Below are 18,453 nucleotides of genomic sequence, written 5' to 3' on the forward strand. Positions count from 1 at the left end.
TGCCTAGTGCTACCGTATCGCTAGATCCCCGCTGTCCGTTTTGATGTCGATTGGATGCCGGCCGCTTCCTTGCGTGCCTGTGATGTGATGCTGTTCTTTATGTCCTTTATCAGCAAATGAATACGGCGAACTGACGTCACCGCTTGCTGATAAAGCATTGACTGCAAAGCTGCCATTTTGGGGAAGGCTTACATTAGCATCACCGCTTGTCAGCGTGACAGATACGGGACCGGTTACCTTTTTCAATACAGCATTAAAATCTCCTGAAGTCATTTTCACATCAAGAGAGCCTGATACATGAACCAGATTTGCGTCCCCTGAAGCTAAATCAATGCCGGCTGTTTTGGAGACGGTATTTGAAATGGAAACATCCCCCGATGATGCCTTCACTTTCAGATCTTGAATGCGGACGTCCGTCACGCTCGTATTTCCGCTCGCAGATACTGCGTTCAGCCCGGAAAGCGCAAGATGGTCATTCCCGGCCACAGACACGTCACCGCTTGAGGTTCGTACTGCCAGATCACCTTTATAATCATACGGAAGCCTGACGATAAGAGTTGAACGGTTAAATCCATTCAAAAATTGAAATTCTTTTTCCTTTACGGTCAGCTCCAGTTTTCTTTTGTTTTCAGTAACAAATAACTTTCCTGAGTCTCCTGAAATGCCTGCCGATATGTCACTTCGTTCTTCCGCTATAATCCGGACATCCTTGCTATCCGACTCAATGACCATGCTGTCAATGTCCCGCGGCGATGCGCTGGCTGAATCAGCTTCTGTGCCATTTATGAAACCTAGGCCTGCAGCAAACACATCTTTTACGACGACGGCGAAAAAAACCAGAATACCGGCAGTGATCAACAGTTTGCCAAGCATTTTTTTCATTCGGTTTCATCCTTCTCATTCATTCTATTATAAAGGAAAAGCTTGCGAATTGATACGTGCGGAAGGGAAGGACTTGACCGCAAATCCTTCCCCGTTCCGCTTATTCATTTGCCGCTTTTGTCTGGTCTGATTTTTGCAGTGAAAGTGTCCGCATTTTTTCAATCTCCGCTTCCACATCGTCTGCGAATTCTTTACGTGTAAGTTCTGTGCCGGCTTCCGCTGACTTTGAATAATTCGCGCGGATTTCCATTTCTTCAATACGATTTTCAATACGTAAAAATTCACGATACGCGCTTTCACTGTCAATTTTGTCAAATGTCGTATTCATATGCTCTTTAGCTTTCGCCGCATTTGCCCGCGCAATCAGCGCCTGTTTTTTATCCTTTACGTCCTGAAGCTTTGTTTCAAGTGCAGCCAGCTGCTCTTTCAGATCAGCCAGCTGACTGTTTGCCTGTTCATAGGAAGCTTTATGCTCAGCCGCCTTCCCTTCTAAATACTTCATTTCAGTCAGCGCCTTTTTCGCCAGTTCTTCTTCACCTGCGTCAAATGCGAGCTGTGCCTGATTTTTCCGTTTGCCAGCCACTTCAGCGGCTTCTTCATATTTTTTCTTAAATTGATAGGCAATCGTGTGCTGTTTCACAATTGTTTGCTTTGCTTTTGCGATGTCGCTTTCCATATCGCGTACATATTGATTCAGCATCACCTTTGGATTCTCCATTTTATCAAGTCCTTCATGAACTGACGCAACAAACATGTCTCTGATTCTTTTTAATACCATACCTGATTCCTCCTAATATATTGATATTATTTTTTCTTCAAAAATTCTTCCCATTCGTCATCAAAGTGAGATTGGTAGGCAGCAGAAGCCGGTTCAGGATCAAAAGATGATACACCGTTATCAGCTGATCCGTTTTTCATCAGCTTCCAGCCGTAATACACCATAGCGGCCGCCAATGCGATTCCGACGACAAACGGAAGTGAGCAGATGAGCATAATGGCTCCGATACCGCCCACGATGATTCCCGTGATGGTTTTTCCCGCGGCAAACCTTTTGATTCCTGCGTATGTCATCAAGCTCCCGATGGCGAGCGGGATGATAAAGCCGAAGCTTCCTCCTCCAAAAAAGACGGAGATCCCAAATACAATTAATAAGAATCCGCCTATTGTTTTCTTGTTTATTTTCATGCAGATCCTCCTTTCGTTTTCCTTGTCTTCATCTTATACAAGTTGGAAGATATGCAAAACGAATCAGAGATTGATTTTTATATAAGACCGGAGTCGTATCTCGCACCGGACCCATTGGCACAAAAAAACGCCATGCACGAGGCATGGCGTTTTAAAACCCTTTACAGATGAACACTTGCTTCCCTTTCTTTAATTAGGTCGGACCTTTCTGCTTTGGCCAATTTTGTAAACAGCAAGATTCCGATACCCGCAATAATTTCGACAATCCCACCGACAGCGATCACTTTACCTGAGCCGAAAGCATTAGCGGCATACCCGCAAATGACAGCTCCGGCAGGGATCGAAATATTTGAGATCATATGTATAACGGCGTAAACCTGCGGCTGATCCTCACTATCCACAGACGTCTGGATAATCGTGTACTCAGGAACATTAACAGCACTGACTGCGGCACCAAAGGTAAAAGCAGCGAAAAAGACGAGCGGCAAAAAGGTATTCATCCCGGTAATAAAGAAAGCAAATCCTTCAATAATGCCGGCAGTGACGAATAACAAGCCGTACCTGTTTACCTTGACTTTCGCCAGCACAAACCCTAATAAAAACGCGCCCGCGGCGGTGGTGGCCTTTAAAAGCGAGTATACGATCGGCTGGCCGTTTAAATCTTCCGCAACGTATACGGCAGAGAGCGCTTCCCATGGGGCAGCCGCGAAATTCATAAAGATACAGTAAATGGCGAGCGGATATAAAATCTGGTGTTTTCTGACGAGCCTAAAGCCGCGTTTCAGTCTTCCGATATATGTGCCTCTCTGTGTAACAACCGCAGACTCTGATTGAGATTCAACCGCAGTGTACTTAATAAAAAGAACGAGAAAACCTGACACCAAATAGAGCACAAGTGCGATAAGCATGGTATAAGAAGGACTAATAAATGTAAGAAAAGCGCCGCATAATGTGACAGCCCCAAGCCGGACAATTTGAGCGGAGGATTGCAGCACAGCGTTTGCTTTTTGAATGCCCTGTTCATTGACGATTTGAGGAATCAAAGCGATAGAGGCGGGATTGTAGGCAGCTCCAGTAGCTGAATGCACAATCATAAGCGTCATGACAAACCACAGCGGAGAGAAGCCCGCAAAATGACATAGAGGGATAATCAAAACAATCGCCGCCCTTGTCAGATCTGAAAAGTACATCCAAAATTTCAGCGTGGTCTGTTTCATAAAAGGCCCCGTCACAGGCGCCAGAACGGCTTCCGGCAAAAACGTGACAGCAATCAATAAAGCAGTGCCGATCGCACCTTTGCCGTCATAAATTAAAAACCATAATATTGAATTAAATGCGAACATATCGCCGGATATCTTGACTATTCTTGAGAAAAACAGATAATTGAAATTTCTCTTCCAGATGCTATCACTTTCAATTAAATTCACCATCCATCAGAGCCCCCCGTTGCCTATTTTTTACATCTATTTATTACAATATCTCATTTTTCCATTTTTCAGTCAATAATTCATAAGGTTCATTTTTTGTCGTAAAATGGGAAATTGACAGAGTGAAAAACAAAAAAAGCCGGCATGTATTTGAACACGCCGGCTTTCCTTTTCACTTTTTATGATTCGCTGCTGTTTCGGTCCCGAAACACAATGGCACTTCTTTCATATTCTACATCGCCAATACCGCTTCTTGCATTCACAACCCGGGCGGCGGCAAAGAAATAATCGGACAGACGATTGAGATAACGCAGCACTGTTTCATGAATCTCCTCCGATTTCATCAGCGCCACCACTCTTCGTTCTGCCCGCCTTGTAATGGTGCGTGCGATATGGAGAAGCGAAGCACACTTTGATCCGCCTGGAAGAATAAATTTCTTCAGTTCCGGCGCTTCTGCTGTATAGGCATCAATGCGCGTTTCTAAAAAGGAAACAGATTCTTCCGTTAGTTTATAGTCTTTTCTTTCTGTGACGATTGCCAGATCGCCTCCGCAGTCAAACAGCTCATGCTGGATGGTCAGCAGCTCGGCTGTCAGATCTTCAAAGCCGGGCTGCCCGGAAAGCTCTGCCAAAGCAAGCCCGATAAAGCTGTTAAGCTCGTCAATCGTGCCGTAGCTTTCGACGCGTAGGCTGTCCTTGTCCGTTCTGCCCCCGACTAAGCCAGTTTGTCCCTTATCGCCTGTTTTTGTATATAGTTTCATACCCTGAATCTCCTTTACAGACTTATTCAAACAACTCAGCAGCCTCTTTTATACATTCAGCTGTCCCTTTCTTTATCAATTGGTTCAGCCGCTGTTCTATGTTTTCTGATTGCTGAGTTTGAGTCGCGGCGATGAGAATATCACCTGTGCCTCCTCCGTCTCCCAGCACTTTCGTCCGTTCTGCTTCGGCAGCCATAAGAGCTTTGATGAAGAATTGATCTGCCGCATAGCCGTTAATCAAAATCCAAATCGAAAAGCCGGTCTGAACGCATATGAAAACGGATAACTCTCCGTCTTCATATGTTCGATACACGAAACGGTCAAGTCTTTCTGAAGAAGCCATCGCACACGTCTCCTGCAGTTGAAAACCGCTTTCTGAAAGACAGGCCGTAAGTCCTTCTATCGGATCTGGCTGATCTGGCAGCCGTTTATGGATCAGCGTCCTGCTCCACGAAAACCCTGCACCGATAGGCGTGGAGGACAATGTTCGAAGCGGGATTTCCGTTTGCAGAAGAATGTCATCACGCCCCGCTTGGAGCAATGCTTCAAATGGGATAGACTGCCGCTTCACGCTATCTTTTTCAGGCTGAATCACAATCATCGGTTTAGGTGAGCTTTGATGAACCAAGGCGGTGACATCTGTATCGTACACCGCCTTTATGCTTTGTTCTGTAACAGCATATTCCGGTTTTTGCTTAGGCCCGGCGGTACCGTTTTTCATAAACATGAGCCCATCACAGTACAGGCTTGCGGTGTTCAGATCATGAAAAACGCTGACAGCTGCCAATCCGCTTTCTCTCGTCAGGCGTTTGATCAGATCAAGCAGGTCTTTTTGATAAGCCAGATCGAGAAAATTAGTCGGCTCGTCCAAAAATAAAATACGCGGCTGCTGCGCCAAAGCTTGTGCCAAATACACCCGCTGCTGTTCCCCTCCGCTTAGTTCGCGAATCGGCTTTTGCGCAAAATCGGCCACTCCTGTTTGCTCCATTGCTTCCTGTACAATGGCTTCACCCTTTTCAGTCTGCTGTCTGAACAGCCCCGTTTGGAATGGATATCTGCCAAAGGCTACAGTTTCTTCGACAGTAAAGGTGAAGGCTTGATCCATTTTTTGCGGCAGGACAGCCATGATTTGCGCCAGTTCCTTCGGTTTATAGTCCGCCAGCAGTTTTCCGGCCAGATAAACCCTGCCTTTCTTGGCCGGCAGCGTACCTGTCAGCAAGTGCAAAAGCGTGGTTTTTCCGCTTCCATTAGGGCCGAGAATTCCAAGAAATTCTCCCTTCTCCACTGTTAAGCTGACATTGTTGATTAGGCGGCTGTCGCCGTATCCTCCCGACAGCCCTTCTGCCTTCATCATAAGCTTCTCCCCCCGCGATGCTGCCGAATTAAAATAAGAGCGAACACAGGCGCTCCCGCCAAGGACGTAATGATCCCGATCGGCAGTTCAATCGGCTCAATGATGGTTCTGGAAAGCAGATCGGCTAAAACAAGAAACCCTGCCCCAAGCAAGGCGGACAACGGCAGTAAATGCCGATGGTCCGTTCCCCACAAAAGCCTTGTGATATGCGGAATCACAAGGCCGACAAAGCCAATCGTACCCGATACTGCCACAGCGCTTCCCGTCAAAAGAGATCCGGCTATTAAAATCATCATCTTCCTCTGCTGAACGCTGACTCCAAGAAGCTTTGCTTTATCTTCTCCATATGTCATCACGTTCAGTTCCCTTCCGTTTATAATCAATAAAATGGTTCCCAAAAGAAAAAACGGGAGAAACAAAATAACATAGCTCCAGCCCCTCATTGAGACGCTGCCAAGCAGCCAATGCACAATCGGAAGCAGGTTGTCTCCTGTCAAGGCGATGATAAGAGAAATAAATGCGCCTAAAAAAGAGTTGGTGATGACACCGGTCAAAATGAGGGTGGAAACAGACATCGAAGCATGAACGAGGCGGCTGAAGAAAAGGACCGCCGCCATCGTGGCCAGTGCCGCGGCTACACTCAAAACCGGGAGTGTAAACCCTCCGATGACAGGAAGGTGCAAACCTAAGAACAGAGTCACAACAGCTCCGACTGAAGCACCGGATGACACACCTAGCGTATAGGGATCAGCAAGCGGATTTTTCAACAATCCTTGAAAAGCGGCCCCTGCAATAGAAAGAGCCGCCCCCACAAGGGCGGCCAGCACAACTCTCGGCAGTCTGATATTCATCATAATATTAGTGTACATCGGATCATCAGAACCGATAGAGCCGCCGAAACCTTGATGCCAAAAGACACGAAAAACAGCGGGAATAGGAATATGCAGGCTGCCGCAAGAAATTCCTAAGATGATGCTCACGGCTAAAAATGAGAAACCAATGATATATGCGGCATAACGATTATTCCTTAAACGTATCCGGGTAAATGCTTTCCGCAAGTTCTTCGACCCCTTCGATCAGACGGGGACCGGAACGTGTCACAAGATCAGGGTCCACATCATATACACGATGATGTTTCACAGCATTGATTTCGCTCCAGCCATCGCGTTTTTCCACAGCTTTCGCTTTCACACCGTCCGTTGTAACAATTGCATCAGGATTGAGTTTTACGATCGCCTCGTCTGTCATTTGCACCCATCCTGTCTGATCCGCAGCTGCGTTTTTAGCATGGATGACATTTAGCATTTCATTCATAAACGTATCTTTTCCGGTTGTATAAATGTCAGGATCAGGAGAAACCTCGATAAATACGCTTTTCTCCTCGTCTTTTGAAATGGTTTTCGCTTTTTCTTGAATATCCTTTAGATCTGATTTCATGCTTTTCACGAGCTGATCGGCTTTTTTCTCCGCCCCGCCAGCTTCTCCGATCATTTCGATTGATTTGTACACCTCGGAGAATGATTGTGCATCATTGACAGTCAGCACTGTAATGCCCGCGTCCTTCAGCTGTTTGATGGCATCCGCTGATGCTGACATGGAAGACTCATGGGCCAGAACGAGATCTGGTTTTAGAGAAATGACTTTTTCAACGTTTACATTCATATCTCCGACTTTCTCAACCTTTTTGACTTCCTTTGGATAGGTATCGTTTGTGGTGACACCGACCACTTTGTCACCAAGGCCGAGTGCGTATGTAATTTCTGTGTTGCTCGGCATTAATGAAACAATCTTTTTTGGCTCTTTTTTGATGGTTACATCTTGGTTTGACGCATCATCAATGGTGACAGGGAACACTTCTGTTTTTTGTTTTGCCTTTGAATCCTTCTGATCCGCAGGATTGCCGCAGCCTGCCAGCATAACAGCAGCCAACAGAAGCGCAGCCCATATCCCGGCTCGTTTTTTCATAATCTTTTCCTCCTAAACGAACTAAAAAAGCATCTCTACGACGGTAAAGATGCTGTAAACAACACAAAAAAGCCTATTGTTTACACATCATCTGTCCTCGCAGAATTCGTGCTGATCAAACAGGCAGGTATCCTGGCTCTTGGCGCTTGGCCAATTACAGTGGCGGGACCGCACCGGCTTTTACCGGTTTCCCTTTTAAGCCGGCTGTTGTTCACGGACCGGCACCTATTTGACATTCGTATCCGTTTTTCGGAGTAATTATACTATATGACTGACAGGCTTGTATATGTGTCCTGAATGACTTTTCCCCATATTGTGTATGGAAGCAAAATCCTCGTAAACACTAAATTTGATCTTGTATACTTAATACCATCATCTATCAAAAGGAATGATTCTTATGGATTTACAGCTAAAAGAAAAACTCGTCTTAATCACCGGCTCGACGTCCGGTATCGGGAAAGCCGCCGCAAAAAGCTTTCTGCAAGAGGGTGCGGCAGTCATTGTCAACGGACGCAAACAGGAGACTGTCGATCGCACGATTGAAGAGCTTTCTGGCTATGGAACAGTGCACGGTGCTGCTGCCGATTTGTCAAAAACAGATGAAGCAGCGGCTTTTATTGAAAAAGTAAATGAAATCGGTGATATCGATATCCTTGTCAACAACCTTGGTTTCTTCGAGGTAAAAGACTTTGCCGATGTGACAGATGAAGAGTGGAATCAATATTTCGAAGTGAACGTGATGAGCGCCGTTCGGACAAGCCGTCACTTCCTTCCAAAAATGCTTGCCAAAAACAGCGGCCGTATTTTAAATATTGCAAGTGAAGCAGGCGTCAAACCGCTGCCAACGATGATTCCATACTCAATGACAAAAACGGCACTGATCAGCCTTTCAAGAGGAATGGCTGAAATGACAAAAGGCACAAATGTGACGGTCAACTCAGTGCTCCCGGGACCTACTTGGACAGAGGGCGTGGCATCCTATATGGAAGGCGCCGCACAAGCAGCCGGCCAGGATACAGATACATTTATTAAAGACTATTTCAAGGTCAATGAGCCAACCTCGCTTATTCAGCGATACGCGACAGCAGAAGAAGTCGCCAACACAATCGTATTCCTCGCGTCTGACGCCGCATCCGCCATTAACGGCACGGCACAGCGTGTGGAAGGCGGCATTATCCGTTCTCTGTAATATAAAAAAACGCATCCGTGTTTCGGATGCGTTTTTTTTATACGTCTCCAGCAAATGGTACCGGCTGATATCCGCCTGTTTCCAGTTGTGCTGAAAACAACCCTCCAGCGTGAGGCTGCTCGTATCTCTCTTTTTCTGTCATTTGTTCTGTTGCCGTTGTAATGTAAAGAGTTTTTAAGTCTCTGCCGCCGAACGCGCAGCACGTGACATATTTAGCCGGCACGCTGATTGAATTGATTTCTTTTTTCTGAAACGGGTCAATGTGAACAACGCGGCTGCCGCCAAACAGCGCCACCCACAGCATGCCATTTTGGTCAATTGTCATGCCGTCCGGCAATCCGTCCGACTGATCAAAACGATAGACAGGTTCTGGATTCGAAACATCTCCGCTTTGAGGATCATAGCTGTAACGCACAATCTCCTGCGTTGGCGTGTCGATGTAATACATCAAATTCCGCTCGCGATCCCAATCCAAACCGTTTGAGGTGGAGACTTGATCCTTGATTTTGACAAGACTGCCGTCTAGATTCAAACGGTACAGCGACGCCTGTTTTTGCTCGCCTTCCATGCTCGTCGTCCCCGCCCAAAGCCTTCCGTACGGGTCACATTTAGCATCATTAAATCTCAGGCTCTCATGCATGTCCTTCGGCTGTTTAATTTTTTCCAAGCTGTCATCCCGAAGATGATACAGGTAAAACCCGTCCTTCATCGTCATAATCAGTTCATCCTTTGAATATTTCGCAAGCGCCGTCACAAAGGATTTGAATTTGATCGATCGGTTGATTTTTTCTTCAGGGTCAAAGATGTGGAGCTCGCTTCCCAGGATATCAACCCAATATAAGCGGCCGTTTTCTTCATCCCATAACGGGCCTTCTCCAATCACTGCCCGAGTGTCTGCTTCCAATACTGCATCCATGTGTTACACCTCTTTAGCTTCAGTCTATATATTGTTATTCCCGGCAAAGAGGTGTCCAAACCACATGATGTTTATTGTTTTTTAAAAAGGATGGTAATGACCGTCCCAATGTCCATTCTGCTGTTCACATGGATCGTTCCGTTATGCAGATGGACAAGCTCCTTGGCAATCGCGAGCCCGAGACCCGTTCCGGCAGTTGAATCTTTTGTGTTCGTCCCTCTGTAGTAACGGTTAAACAAATGGGTGATCGTTTCTTCATCCATTCCTTTCCCATTGTCCTTCACCTTTAAAGAAATATGATTTTTTGTTTGCTCCAGAATGACTTGAATCTCTGTTCCTTTGCCGTTGTGCTTCACGGCATTCCCAAGGAGGTTTTCTAATATGCGCCTGAACCACGCTTCATCAAGGGCAAATTCAATATGCTCTTCTTTGGATACAAACGAGATATCATACCCTTCAGAAAACGGATTTTTCTTAAAATCCTCAATGACATTTTTAAAAAACGGGATTAGGCTAGTGAGCTTTCTCTCAATAGGAAGAGCATCATTTTTCAGGCGATATGTTAAATTTAAGTCTTCAATCAGCTTGGACATGTATTCAGATTTTTCTCTGACAACCTGCCCCATTTCTTTCACTTCTTCCGGCGACCAGTCATACTGCTTCGACTCGAGCATCATGCTGTAGCCGTAAATGCTGCTGAGCGGTGTTTTTAAGTCATGTGACAAACCGGCAATCCATTCTTCCCTTGTCGCCTGGATTTTTTCTCTGTTTCTTTTATCCCTTCTCAGCGTTTCAGTCAGCTGATCCATTGATTCAAATATCTCACCGAAGAAGCGGTACGGCTGTTTGATTTTTCCCTTTTTATTTTTGCTGACAGGACGGCCTTCCCGGTTTCTAGGTTCCTCAAGCTTCCCTTTTGACAGATTGACCAGCCATCTAATCGTGTGAAAAATCGGCAGCCCGAATCGGAACATATACCAAACGGTCATCCAAATGATATACATGAACAAAACGGCCATCACGAGAAACATCGCTTTTAATACAACCTTCAGGAATGATTTGTTAAACTCCTGATCGGTTACATAGACTGGGTTTGGCACCGTAGCGACCATCCATCTGTCTTTATTGAGGATCTTAACGGAAATTTCCCGCTTATAGTTCCAAGGCTTAGAGCTGTATTTAAGCAGCTCCAGCTGGTTCATCGTTTTTCTTTCGCTTTTTGTGCTGTTGATGCTGTCGAGAATCTTTCCATTGCTGTCTAACAGGTAAATGGCGCCTTTTTTCCGTTTAATATAGTCGATGGTACTAGACTTATAGTGCGCTAGTGAGTCTATCTTTTGTTCGCGCTTTTCAACGGAAGTCAGGAGCTGTTCACTTTTTGATTTCCAGCCGGACAATAGAAGATACGACTTATCTTCAATATTGATGGCCCAATAATTCAGTTTATAGTTATGAAGCTTTTTGGTTTTATAAATAGACAAAAGCTCTTTCTTGGTATAGGTGCCAGGCACGTCTTTTGGCACGCTGTAGGAATAATCAGTGTTTCCTTCCGAATCAATGATTTGCATCCAGCCGTGCTGTTTATCAACAGATTTCTTCAGGAAATTATCCACTTCCCATGTCCCGTCTTCGTTTACATCGAGATATGCCTCAAGTGTGTCGGTCGTTGCTTTCGTCAGCCCTGAATTGGATTCCGCATCGCTAAAACGAGCGTCTAAATAGAAAAACGACGCAACAAGCATAACCGTAAGCAGCAGGATCACAATCAGCATCTGACCGAAAAAGTGAAACAAAAACTTCCATCTTAACCTCATGACCGCTTGCCTTCAGGATTTGGGATAAAACGATAGCCGAGACCTCGAACGGTTACAATATACTCCGGATTGCTCGGATCGCGCTCAATCTTCTCCCTAAGCTTGCGAATATGAACCATGACGGTATTGTTGTCACCGTAGGAAGGATAGCCCCATACTTTTTCATATATTTGATCTTTGGAAAGCACCACGTTAGGGTGTTCACAAAAATACTGCAAAAGCTGCAGAAGCTGGGCTGAACAGGCAACGGCTTCCCCGCCTACGATCAGCTCGGCATTTTGCGGAGAAAAAGTAAAATAATCATATGTGTAGGTTTGATTTGAACTCGTTTCTTTCGATTGATATGTACGCTTGAGATGCGCTCTGATCCGCGCCGCTAATTCCAGCGGATTAAATGGTTTTGTGATATAGTCATCAGCTCCAACCGCAAAGCCCGATAATTTGTCCGCGTCGGATGATCTTGCCGTCAGGAAAAAAATCGGAGCGTCTGAATACTCTCTGATCAATGTGCAGGCTTCAAAACCGGACATTCCGCCCATCATGACATCCAGCACAATCAAGTCAACCTTATTGGCCTTCACAACGGGAATCGCTTCTTCTGCGCTTGCCGCATCCAGTATATTTCGATAACCTTCTTTTTCGAGAACGCGTTTGATCATGTCCACAATCGCTTTCTCATCGTCTACGATTAAAATTGACGCATTTTCCACTTTTATGTTCCTTTCTGTCACTGTTTTTTTCATCTTATCATTATATCGTTTATTTATGGTACATTTTTGAATACATTGGAGCTTGGCAAATCAAAACAGCAAAAAAGGAGCAAACAAGCGCTCCCTTTTGATGTTTTTTCATATGAAAATATTATGAGTTCTCATCCACCATGTACAAAATAAACTCCCAAAACCCCGGGACATCCTGACACAAAAGCATATCAGCCTTTTCAAACATTTTGATCTTCAGCTCTTGCTCTAAATCTTCTCTTTCTTGATAGGACGTATTGCTGAGTTTTTTTCTGATCATCGGTGAAAAGCATGCAATCAGGTGCTCAATGTCATAAGTCTCGTCTTTTTGTTTCTTTTTTTGTTCAAACTGGCCGTCCACAGCTTACTTTTCCCCCTTTTTTTGCGCCGCTAGCTGCTTTCTGATATTCTCCAGCCCCTTTTTATGAATGTTGGAAATGTTTTGTCGGGACTCCCCTAATGAATCTGCAATCTCCTGCATCGTGGCACCGTGAAGATACACTTTCGTCAGCACACTTTTTTGTTTGTCAGTCAGCTTCTGGATCGCTTGGTAGAGCTGGTAATCCTGGACATGCTGGCTCAAATCATCCTGCCTGTCTAAAAATTCTTCAAATGCATCGCTTCCTGTTTCGGAAGGAAGCCGATCTCCCGCCTCCGGATGATCAACCGTCAGCGGATACCGTTTTTGGTTTTTGCGAACCCGCTTATCAAAATCAATAGAAAAGATGCGAATCATTGAATTCATATACTTGACGATGCGGATTTCTTTATAAAACTGCTTAAATAGCTCGTCCAATGATTTTGCATCTTTTTCGTTAGGGCTTTCCATTACGTTTTTGAACAAACGGTAATGCTGAGGATTGCTCAAAAAATGCTTCACGATGGGATGCTTCATTATCTCCTTACATTTTGACCGTAAAAGACTTTGATAGTCCATCAAACCGCCTCCCTACTAAATTAAATGAAGGAAAGCAAAAAAAAGTAAACTACTACTTTCCGACTAGTGTCTTCCAAAATACTTTGCAGCAGTTTACGTTTTATCGGATTTCCTTCACTTACATACATGACTGCAGAAAAAGAAGGGAGGTATTTTCCTATGGATCAGGTTTTTATAGAGGAAGTCGTAAAACAGATCGGCAATTTGGGGTTTCCCGCGCTGATTGCAATGTATCTGCTGACCCGATTCGAAAAGAAGTTTGATCAACTAATAGAACTAATGACAGAACTGAAAGATCACGCAAAAAAATAATTTTTCAATCGAAGTTGACTTTTCACTGGTTTTTTTCACTTAACAAAACAGAAGGGAAAACGAAAGGCCTTTCACCTTCTCTTTCTGCTATCACATTTAAATTTAAGGAGGAAACATTTCATGAAAAAACAAAATGACATTCCGCAGCCAATTAGAGGAGACAAAGGAGCAACGGTAAAAATCCCGCGCAATATTGAAAGAGACCGGCAAAACCCTGATATGCTCGTTCCGCCTGAAACCGATCATGGCACCGTCAGCAATATGAAGTTTTCGTTCTCTGATACTCATAACCGATTAGAAAAAGGCGGATATGCCCGTGAAGTGACAGTACGTGAATTGCCGATTTCAGAAAACCTTGCATCCGTAAATATGCGGTTGAAGCCAGGCGCGATTCGCGAGCTTCACTGGCATAAAGAAGCTGAATGGGCTTATATGATTTACGGAAGTGCAAGAGTCACAATTGTAGATGAAAAAGGGCGCAGCTTTATTGACGATGTAGGTGAAGGAGACCTTTGGTACTTCCCGTCAGGCCTTCCGCACTCCATCCAAGCGCTGGATGAGGGAGCTGAGTTCCTGCTCGTGTTTGACGATGGATCATTCTCTGAAAACAGCACGTTCCAGCTGACAGATTGGCTGGCCCACACTCCAAAAGAAGTCATTGCTGCGAACTTTGGCGTGACAAAAGAAGAGATTGCCAATTTACCTGGCAAAGAAAAATATATATTTGAAAACCAACTTCCTGGCAGTTTAAAAGATGATATTGTGGAAGGGCCGAATGGCGAAGTGCCTTATCCATTTACTTACCGCCTTCTTGAACAAGAGCCGATCGAATCTGAGGGAGGAAAAGTATACATTGCAGATTCGACAAACTTCAAAGTGTCTAAAACCATCGCATCAGCGCTCGTAACAGTAGAACCCGGCGCCATGAGAGAACTGCACTGGCATCCGAATACCCACGAATGGCAATACTACATCTCTGGTAAAGCTAGAATGACCGTTTTTGCATCTGACGGCCATGCCAGAACGTTTAATTACCAAGCCGGTGATGTCGGATATGTACCATTTGCAATGGGTCATTACGTTGAAAACATCGGGGATGAACCGCTTGTCTTTTTAGAAATCTTCAAAGACGACCATTATGCTGATGTATCTTTAAACCAATGGCTTGCCATGCTTCCTGAAAAATTTGTTCAAGCGCACCTTGACTTGGGCAAAGACTTTACTGATGTGCTTTCAAAAGAAAAGCACCCAGTAGTGAAAAAGAAATGCAAGTAAATAAAAGACTTGCGGCTTGCAGAGAGCACTCGTTCTCTGCAAGCCTTCATAAGGAGCTGAACCAGTGAAACATCAAAACCCTTCAAAACGCTTATTGCGGCTCTCCATAAAGTACTTGCTGGCCGCAGCAGCAGTGGTGTTGACCTATTTTGCTGTCATCTATATATTGTTTTCTTTAGCGGGAACGAGCTACCGCTCAGCAGCTCATGTCCTGCTTTTTGCCATGGTATTCCTTGTTCTCGGATTATGCTTTGAACCATTTGAACGGCTGATGATACATAGCTTTACATTTTTCAAGACAGGAAAACGTCTATTCATTCTCCTTGCCGGCATCGTCCAGCTGCTGTTTTTGTGGATGACTGCTCACACAACAGACCAATTGATCAGCGACATCTGGCTGTCCACCACAGAAGAAATGATTGTCGCAGCCGTTTTTTTGATTTTAGACAAATGCAACTCGGCTCTTCCCAGCTAAAAAAAAGAACGCATTCCAATTGGATGCGTTCTTTTTATTCATAGCGAAGCGCGTCTACAGGCTGAAGCTTCGAAGCCTTGATGGACGGAAGCAAGCCGAAGATAATGCCGACTGCCATTGAAAAGATGAGTGCTCCGACAACAGCTGGAATGGAGACGATAAAAGGCATCGGAAAAATGACCGTCAGCAGCTTGGCGATGCCGAAGCCCGCCAGCACACCGAGTATTCCGCCAATGCTTGTCAGCACGACAGCCTCGGTTAAAAATTGAAATAAAATCACACGCCGCATAGCACCGAGCGCTTTCTTAATTCCGATTTCCCTCGTGCGCTCCGTTACGGAAACGAGCATAATGTTCATGACGCCGATACCGCCCACCAAAAGTGAAATACTGGCGATTCCGCCAAGCAGCAATGCAAATGACTGATTAAAGGACTCCACTTCCTGCGCGATCTCCTGAAGATCCATTACACTGTACTCTGCTTTTTCCAGCTCAGCTTCTGACAGTCCCTGATTTAAAAGATCTGCAGCCATTACACCCGCTTCTTGGATATGCTCAGAAGAATCAGCCTGCACGGCAATCTGCGTTGGCGCGTCAAACCCTTCAATAAGCGGCCACACTTTTTTCGGCACGTACAAAACCGGGTTCGCATAGTCGCCTTCAAACATGCTTTCCTGTTGATTTTTTTCTTTAAAAACACCGACGACCTTAAACGGCACACCATTCATCTCAATGTTTTTATGCAGAGCTTCTCCGTCTGGAAACAGTTCATCTCTGACAGCTTCATTGATCATCACTACTTGGTGTGTGCTGTTTAAATCGTTTTCCGTCAGCTTTCTCCCTTCGGTTATTCGGATTGGAAACATGTCAAAGTAATCATCGTCCACTCCATACACTTGGGGATACGAAACGTTTGTTAAATGAAAAACGCTCGCGCCTTCTGACAAGTAATATAAGGATAATCCTTTGACCATCGGATCTGATTTGATCGCCTTTACTGTTTCTTCGGCTACAGGCGGCGCGGACGCATACGACACCTGAGGGCCGCCGCTCTCCTCTTCTCCGCCAGACGGCTGGTAGACAACGTTGATCGCGTTGTTTCCCATGCCGATCATACTTTGCTTTAATTGCTCACTTTGGCCCTTCAGCATTGAAACAATCGCGATGATTGCCGCTATGCCGATAATCACGCCGAGCATTGTCAGAATGGATCTTAATTTATGAGAGAAAATGGATTGAATGGAGATTCGAATATGTTCAAGCATGGCTGATATCCCCTCTCTCATCTAATACCAACTCTCCGTCTCTGATAAAAACGGTTCTGTCAGCTTTTTTGGCTACGTCCGGGTCGTGGGTTATCATAATAATGGTCTTGCCTTCGCGATGCAGTTCAGAAAACAGTGACAAAATTTGTTCACTTGATTTGGTATCAAGCGCCCCGGTCGGTTCATCAGCTAAAATAAACCTCGGCTGATTGACGAGGGCCCTCGCTATCGCCACCCGCTGCTTTTGGCCGCCGGACAGCTTAGGCGGTTTGTAGGAGACCCTGTCTTTTAATCCGACCTTTTCCAGCGCTTCATATGCCCGTTGCCTTCTCTCTTTTTTCTTCACTTTATTGTAGATCATCGGCAGCTCGACATTTTGCAGCGCGGTGAGACGCGGCAGCAAATGGAAAGTTTGAAACACAAACCCGATTGATTCATTGCGAATTTCAGCTAAAGCCCCGTCTTTCCCTTTCAATATATCCATCTGGTCAAGCGTATAGGTTCCTGAGGTTGGCCTGTCCAAACAGCCGATAATATTCATTAACGTTGACTTTCCAGAACCGGAAGGCCCCATAATAGCTAAAAACTCCCCCGCCTGAACAGTCAGATTGATATGTTTCAAGATTGGAACTTCTTCTTTTCCCAGCTTGTACGACTTCGAAATATTATTCAGTGTCAGCATTGACTGTAACCTGCTTTCCTACCTTGACCGCGGGATCAGGATAGATCACATAATCTTCCAGCGTCAGGCCGCTCTTAATTTCCACCATGTCATTTTCATCAGTCTCTCCGATTTCAACAGGCTGCTTAACCGCTTTCTGATTCTCATCAGCTTTCCACACATACGGTTCGCCGTCATCCTGAATGACCATGTCGGGCGGCAGCTTGATCGTATCCGCATCAGCATTATCACTCATCACTTCGATATTGACATGATAGCCGACTTCAAGACCTTTATGGCTGTCTAATAAAATGGTGAAAGGATAGTTAGAGGACTGGGGGTTCATTTCTTCATCAGCAAAGCTTTCTGATTCTTCACCCTCGCCTGCTCCCGCTGGAAGCTTGCCGATCGAGGTGACCTTTCCTTTCCACTCGCCCTCACCGCCTGTTTTCAGCGTGACCCTGACTTTGCTGCCTTTTTTGATCGTGTCCATTAACAGCTCATTGATTTGGCTTTTGACCAGATATTTGCCTGTCGAAACAATCTGGATATACGGGCCTGTTGCCTGGTCGCCTGTTGCACCGTCAGCGATATCCTGATTGACGCTTTGAACGATTCCGTCATGCTTGCTTGTAATGACATTGGAACCTTTGTTTTTCGTCAGGCCAGCCAGTTCTTTTTGATGCTGCTTCAGTTCGAGCTGGCTTGTTTTCAAATCGAAATTGGCCTGATCAAGTTCATCTTGAAGCTGGGTTTTCTCTTCTTTCCCTGCAACTTTCAGCTTCTTTTCCGTTTCCGTTATTGATTTTTGCAAACGGTTGATTTGCAGATTTGTCATTTCAATTTGCAAATTGGCTTGCTCCACTTCATCAGAATGATCCTCGCCCTCATACTCAAAAAGCTTATCGCCCTTTTTAACCTGATCGCCTTCTTTGACGTATGTTTTTTTAATGCTGCCTTTTTCTGAATCTATGTATACTTTCTGCTGTTTCTCAGGTTCAACCTTTCCAGAAAACGTTTGGCCTGATTCTGAATCTCCTCCCATGTATACCGCGACCGATTCAGCATAGGGCTCCGATGATACGGCAACTTGGTTCATGTGGGTAAAAAAGTAAAAACCGCCAGCGCCGATCCCAGCCAATACAAGCACACCGGCACATATCGCACCGCCAATAAGCCATTTTTTCTTCTTGGACACAACGATCTCCTCTTTCTGTAAACTATGTAATATTTTCGAAACATTCTAACCAATATTATCTATTAATTCAAAAAGACTTGCAATCCTTTTATTGAAAT

The 18,453-nt window shown here is 45.1% G+C and carries 20 protein-coding genes and 1 riboswitch; of the genes, 4 read left to right on the forward strand and 16 right to left on the reverse strand.

Annotated features, from left to right (window positions below):
• Positions 1 to 9: 9 nt before the first annotated feature.
• From MKY10_RS17785 to MKY10_RS17820, 8 genes are all read right to left on the reverse strand, one after another.
• Complete coding sequence (locus tag MKY10_RS17785) at positions 10 to 882, reverse strand: DUF4097 domain-containing protein (protein ID WP_003244420.1); 873 nt, start codon at positions 880 to 882, stop codon at positions 10 to 12.
• A 100-nt stretch (positions 883 to 982) separates the two neighbouring features.
• Positions 983 to 1,660: a PspA/IM30 family protein gene (locus MKY10_RS17790; protein WP_003243047.1), complete on the reverse strand. Its 678-nt coding sequence runs from the start codon at positions 1,658 to 1,660 to the stop codon at positions 983 to 985.
• 26 nt (positions 1,661 to 1,686) lie between these two features.
• Positions 1,687 to 2,067, reverse strand: a complete 381-nt coding sequence (gene liaI, locus MKY10_RS17795) for a cell envelope stress-induced membrane anchor protein LiaI (RefSeq protein WP_003243447.1) — start codon at positions 2,065 to 2,067, stop codon at positions 1,687 to 1,689.
• A 161-nt stretch (positions 2,068 to 2,228) separates the two neighbouring features.
• Complete coding sequence (locus MKY10_RS17800) at positions 2,229 to 3,497, reverse strand: MFS transporter (protein ID WP_003244338.1); 1,269 nt, start codon at positions 3,495 to 3,497, stop codon at positions 2,229 to 2,231.
• 176 nt (positions 3,498 to 3,673) lie between these two features.
• On the reverse strand, positions 3,674 to 4,255 hold the full coding sequence (locus MKY10_RS17805) for a cob(I)yrinic acid a,c-diamide adenosyltransferase (protein WP_003228501.1): 582 nt from the start codon (positions 4,253 to 4,255) through the stop codon (positions 3,674 to 3,676).
• Positions 4,256 to 4,277: 22 nt separating this feature from the next.
• On the reverse strand, positions 4,278 to 5,606 hold the full coding sequence (locus MKY10_RS17810) for an ATP-binding cassette domain-containing protein (protein ID WP_010886611.1): 1,329 nt from the start codon (positions 5,604 to 5,606) through the stop codon (positions 4,278 to 4,280).
• A complete protein-coding gene (locus MKY10_RS17815) occupies positions 5,606 to 6,667 on the reverse strand; it encodes an iron ABC transporter permease (RefSeq protein ID WP_009968147.1) in 1,062 nt (353 codons plus the stop codon). The genes MKY10_RS17810 and MKY10_RS17815 overlap by 1 nt, the downstream gene beginning before the upstream one ends.
• On the reverse strand, positions 6,630 to 7,574 hold the full coding sequence (locus MKY10_RS17820) for an ABC transporter substrate-binding protein (protein ID WP_003243040.1): 945 nt from the start codon (positions 7,572 to 7,574) through the stop codon (positions 6,630 to 6,632). Before MKY10_RS17820 ends, MKY10_RS17815 begins: the two co-directional genes overlap by 38 nt.
• Positions 7,575 to 7,678: 104 nt before the next feature.
• Positions 7,679 to 7,818: riboswitch (cobalamin riboswitch) on the reverse strand.
• 153 nt (positions 7,819 to 7,971) lie between these two features.
• Here MKY10_RS17820 and MKY10_RS17825 point away from each other — a divergent pair.
• Positions 7,972 to 8,763, forward strand: a complete 792-nt coding sequence (locus tag MKY10_RS17825; protein WP_003242985.1) for an SDR family oxidoreductase — start codon at positions 7,972 to 7,974, stop codon at positions 8,761 to 8,763.
• A 37-nt stretch (positions 8,764 to 8,800) separates the two neighbouring features.
• On the opposite strand, the gene MKY10_RS17830 is transcribed toward MKY10_RS17825, so the two are convergent.
• The 5 genes from MKY10_RS17830 to sigO form a co-directional block, all read right to left on the reverse strand.
• On the reverse strand, positions 8,801 to 9,679 hold the full coding sequence (locus MKY10_RS17830; RefSeq protein ID WP_003228493.1) for an SMP-30/gluconolactonase/LRE family protein: 879 nt from the start codon (positions 9,677 to 9,679) through the stop codon (positions 8,801 to 8,803).
• Positions 9,680 to 9,750: 71 nt separating this feature from the next.
• Entirely contained in the window at positions 9,751 to 11,493 is a 1,743-nt protein-coding gene (gene yvrG, locus MKY10_RS17835; RefSeq protein WP_061891016.1) for a two-component system sensor histidine kinase YvrG, read from the reverse strand.
• Positions 11,490 to 12,203, reverse strand: a complete 714-nt coding sequence (gene yvrH / locus MKY10_RS17840; RefSeq protein ID WP_003243545.1) for a two-component system response regulator YvrH — start codon at positions 12,201 to 12,203, stop codon at positions 11,490 to 11,492. The genes yvrG and yvrH overlap by 4 nt, the downstream gene beginning before the upstream one ends.
• 151 nt (positions 12,204 to 12,354) lie before the next feature.
• Positions 12,355 to 12,594: a sigma-O factor regulator RsoA gene (gene rsoA, locus MKY10_RS17845; protein WP_003228484.1), complete on the reverse strand. Its 240-nt coding sequence runs from the start codon at positions 12,592 to 12,594 to the stop codon at positions 12,355 to 12,357.
• A gap of 3 nt (positions 12,595 to 12,597) precedes the next feature.
• Complete coding sequence (sigO, locus tag MKY10_RS17850) at positions 12,598 to 13,128, reverse strand: RNA polymerase sigma factor SigO (protein ID WP_014477957.1); 531 nt, start codon at positions 13,126 to 13,128, stop codon at positions 12,598 to 12,600.
• A 201-nt stretch (positions 13,129 to 13,329) separates the two neighbouring features.
• On the opposite strand from sigO, the gene MKY10_RS17855 reads away from it, so the two are divergent.
• The 3 genes from MKY10_RS17855 to rsiO all read left to right on the forward strand — a co-directional run bounded on the left by MKY10_RS17855 (position 13,330) and on the right by rsiO (position 15,232).
• Positions 13,330 to 13,482 carry a YvrJ family protein gene (locus MKY10_RS17855; RefSeq protein ID WP_003244090.1) on the forward strand — a complete coding sequence of 51 codons (153 nt, stop codon included), beginning with the start codon at positions 13,330 to 13,332 and terminating at the stop codon, positions 13,480 to 13,482.
• 120 nt (positions 13,483 to 13,602) lie between these two features.
• On the forward strand, positions 13,603 to 14,757 hold the full coding sequence (gene oxdC / locus MKY10_RS17860) for an oxalate decarboxylase (protein ID WP_048655211.1): 1,155 nt from the start codon (positions 13,603 to 13,605) through the stop codon (positions 14,755 to 14,757).
• Positions 14,758 to 14,821: 64 nt separating this feature from the next.
• Positions 14,822 to 15,232 carry an acid stress-sensitive anti sigma factor RsiO gene (gene rsiO, locus MKY10_RS17865; protein ID WP_046381322.1) on the forward strand — a complete coding sequence of 137 codons (411 nt, stop codon included), beginning with the start codon at positions 14,822 to 14,824 and terminating at the stop codon, positions 15,230 to 15,232.
• A 34-nt stretch (positions 15,233 to 15,266) separates the two neighbouring features.
• Here the strand turns inward: rsiO and MKY10_RS17870 are convergent, their stop codons facing one another.
• The 3 genes from MKY10_RS17870 to MKY10_RS17880 are packed head-to-tail and all read right to left on the reverse strand — an operon-like array spanning position 15,267 to position 18,355.
• Positions 15,267 to 16,496, reverse strand: coding sequence for an ABC transporter permease (locus MKY10_RS17870; RefSeq protein WP_339225977.1), 1,230 nt, complete (start codon positions 16,494 to 16,496; stop codon positions 15,267 to 15,269).
• Entirely contained in the window at positions 16,489 to 17,178 is a 690-nt protein-coding gene (locus MKY10_RS17875; RefSeq protein ID WP_033884882.1) for an ABC transporter ATP-binding protein, read from the reverse strand. The genes MKY10_RS17870 and MKY10_RS17875 overlap by 8 nt, the downstream gene beginning before the upstream one ends.
• Positions 17,162 to 18,355, reverse strand: a complete 1,194-nt coding sequence (locus MKY10_RS17880; RefSeq protein WP_048655210.1) for an efflux RND transporter periplasmic adaptor subunit — start codon at positions 18,353 to 18,355, stop codon at positions 17,162 to 17,164. The genes MKY10_RS17875 and MKY10_RS17880 overlap by 17 nt, the downstream gene beginning before the upstream one ends.
• Positions 18,356 to 18,453 lie beyond the last annotated feature (98 nt).

Origin of the sequence: Bacillus sp. FSL P4-0290 (assembly GCF_037975435.1) — a bacterium.
Lineage (GTDB): Bacteria > Bacillota > Bacilli > Bacillales > Bacillaceae > Bacillus > Bacillus subtilis.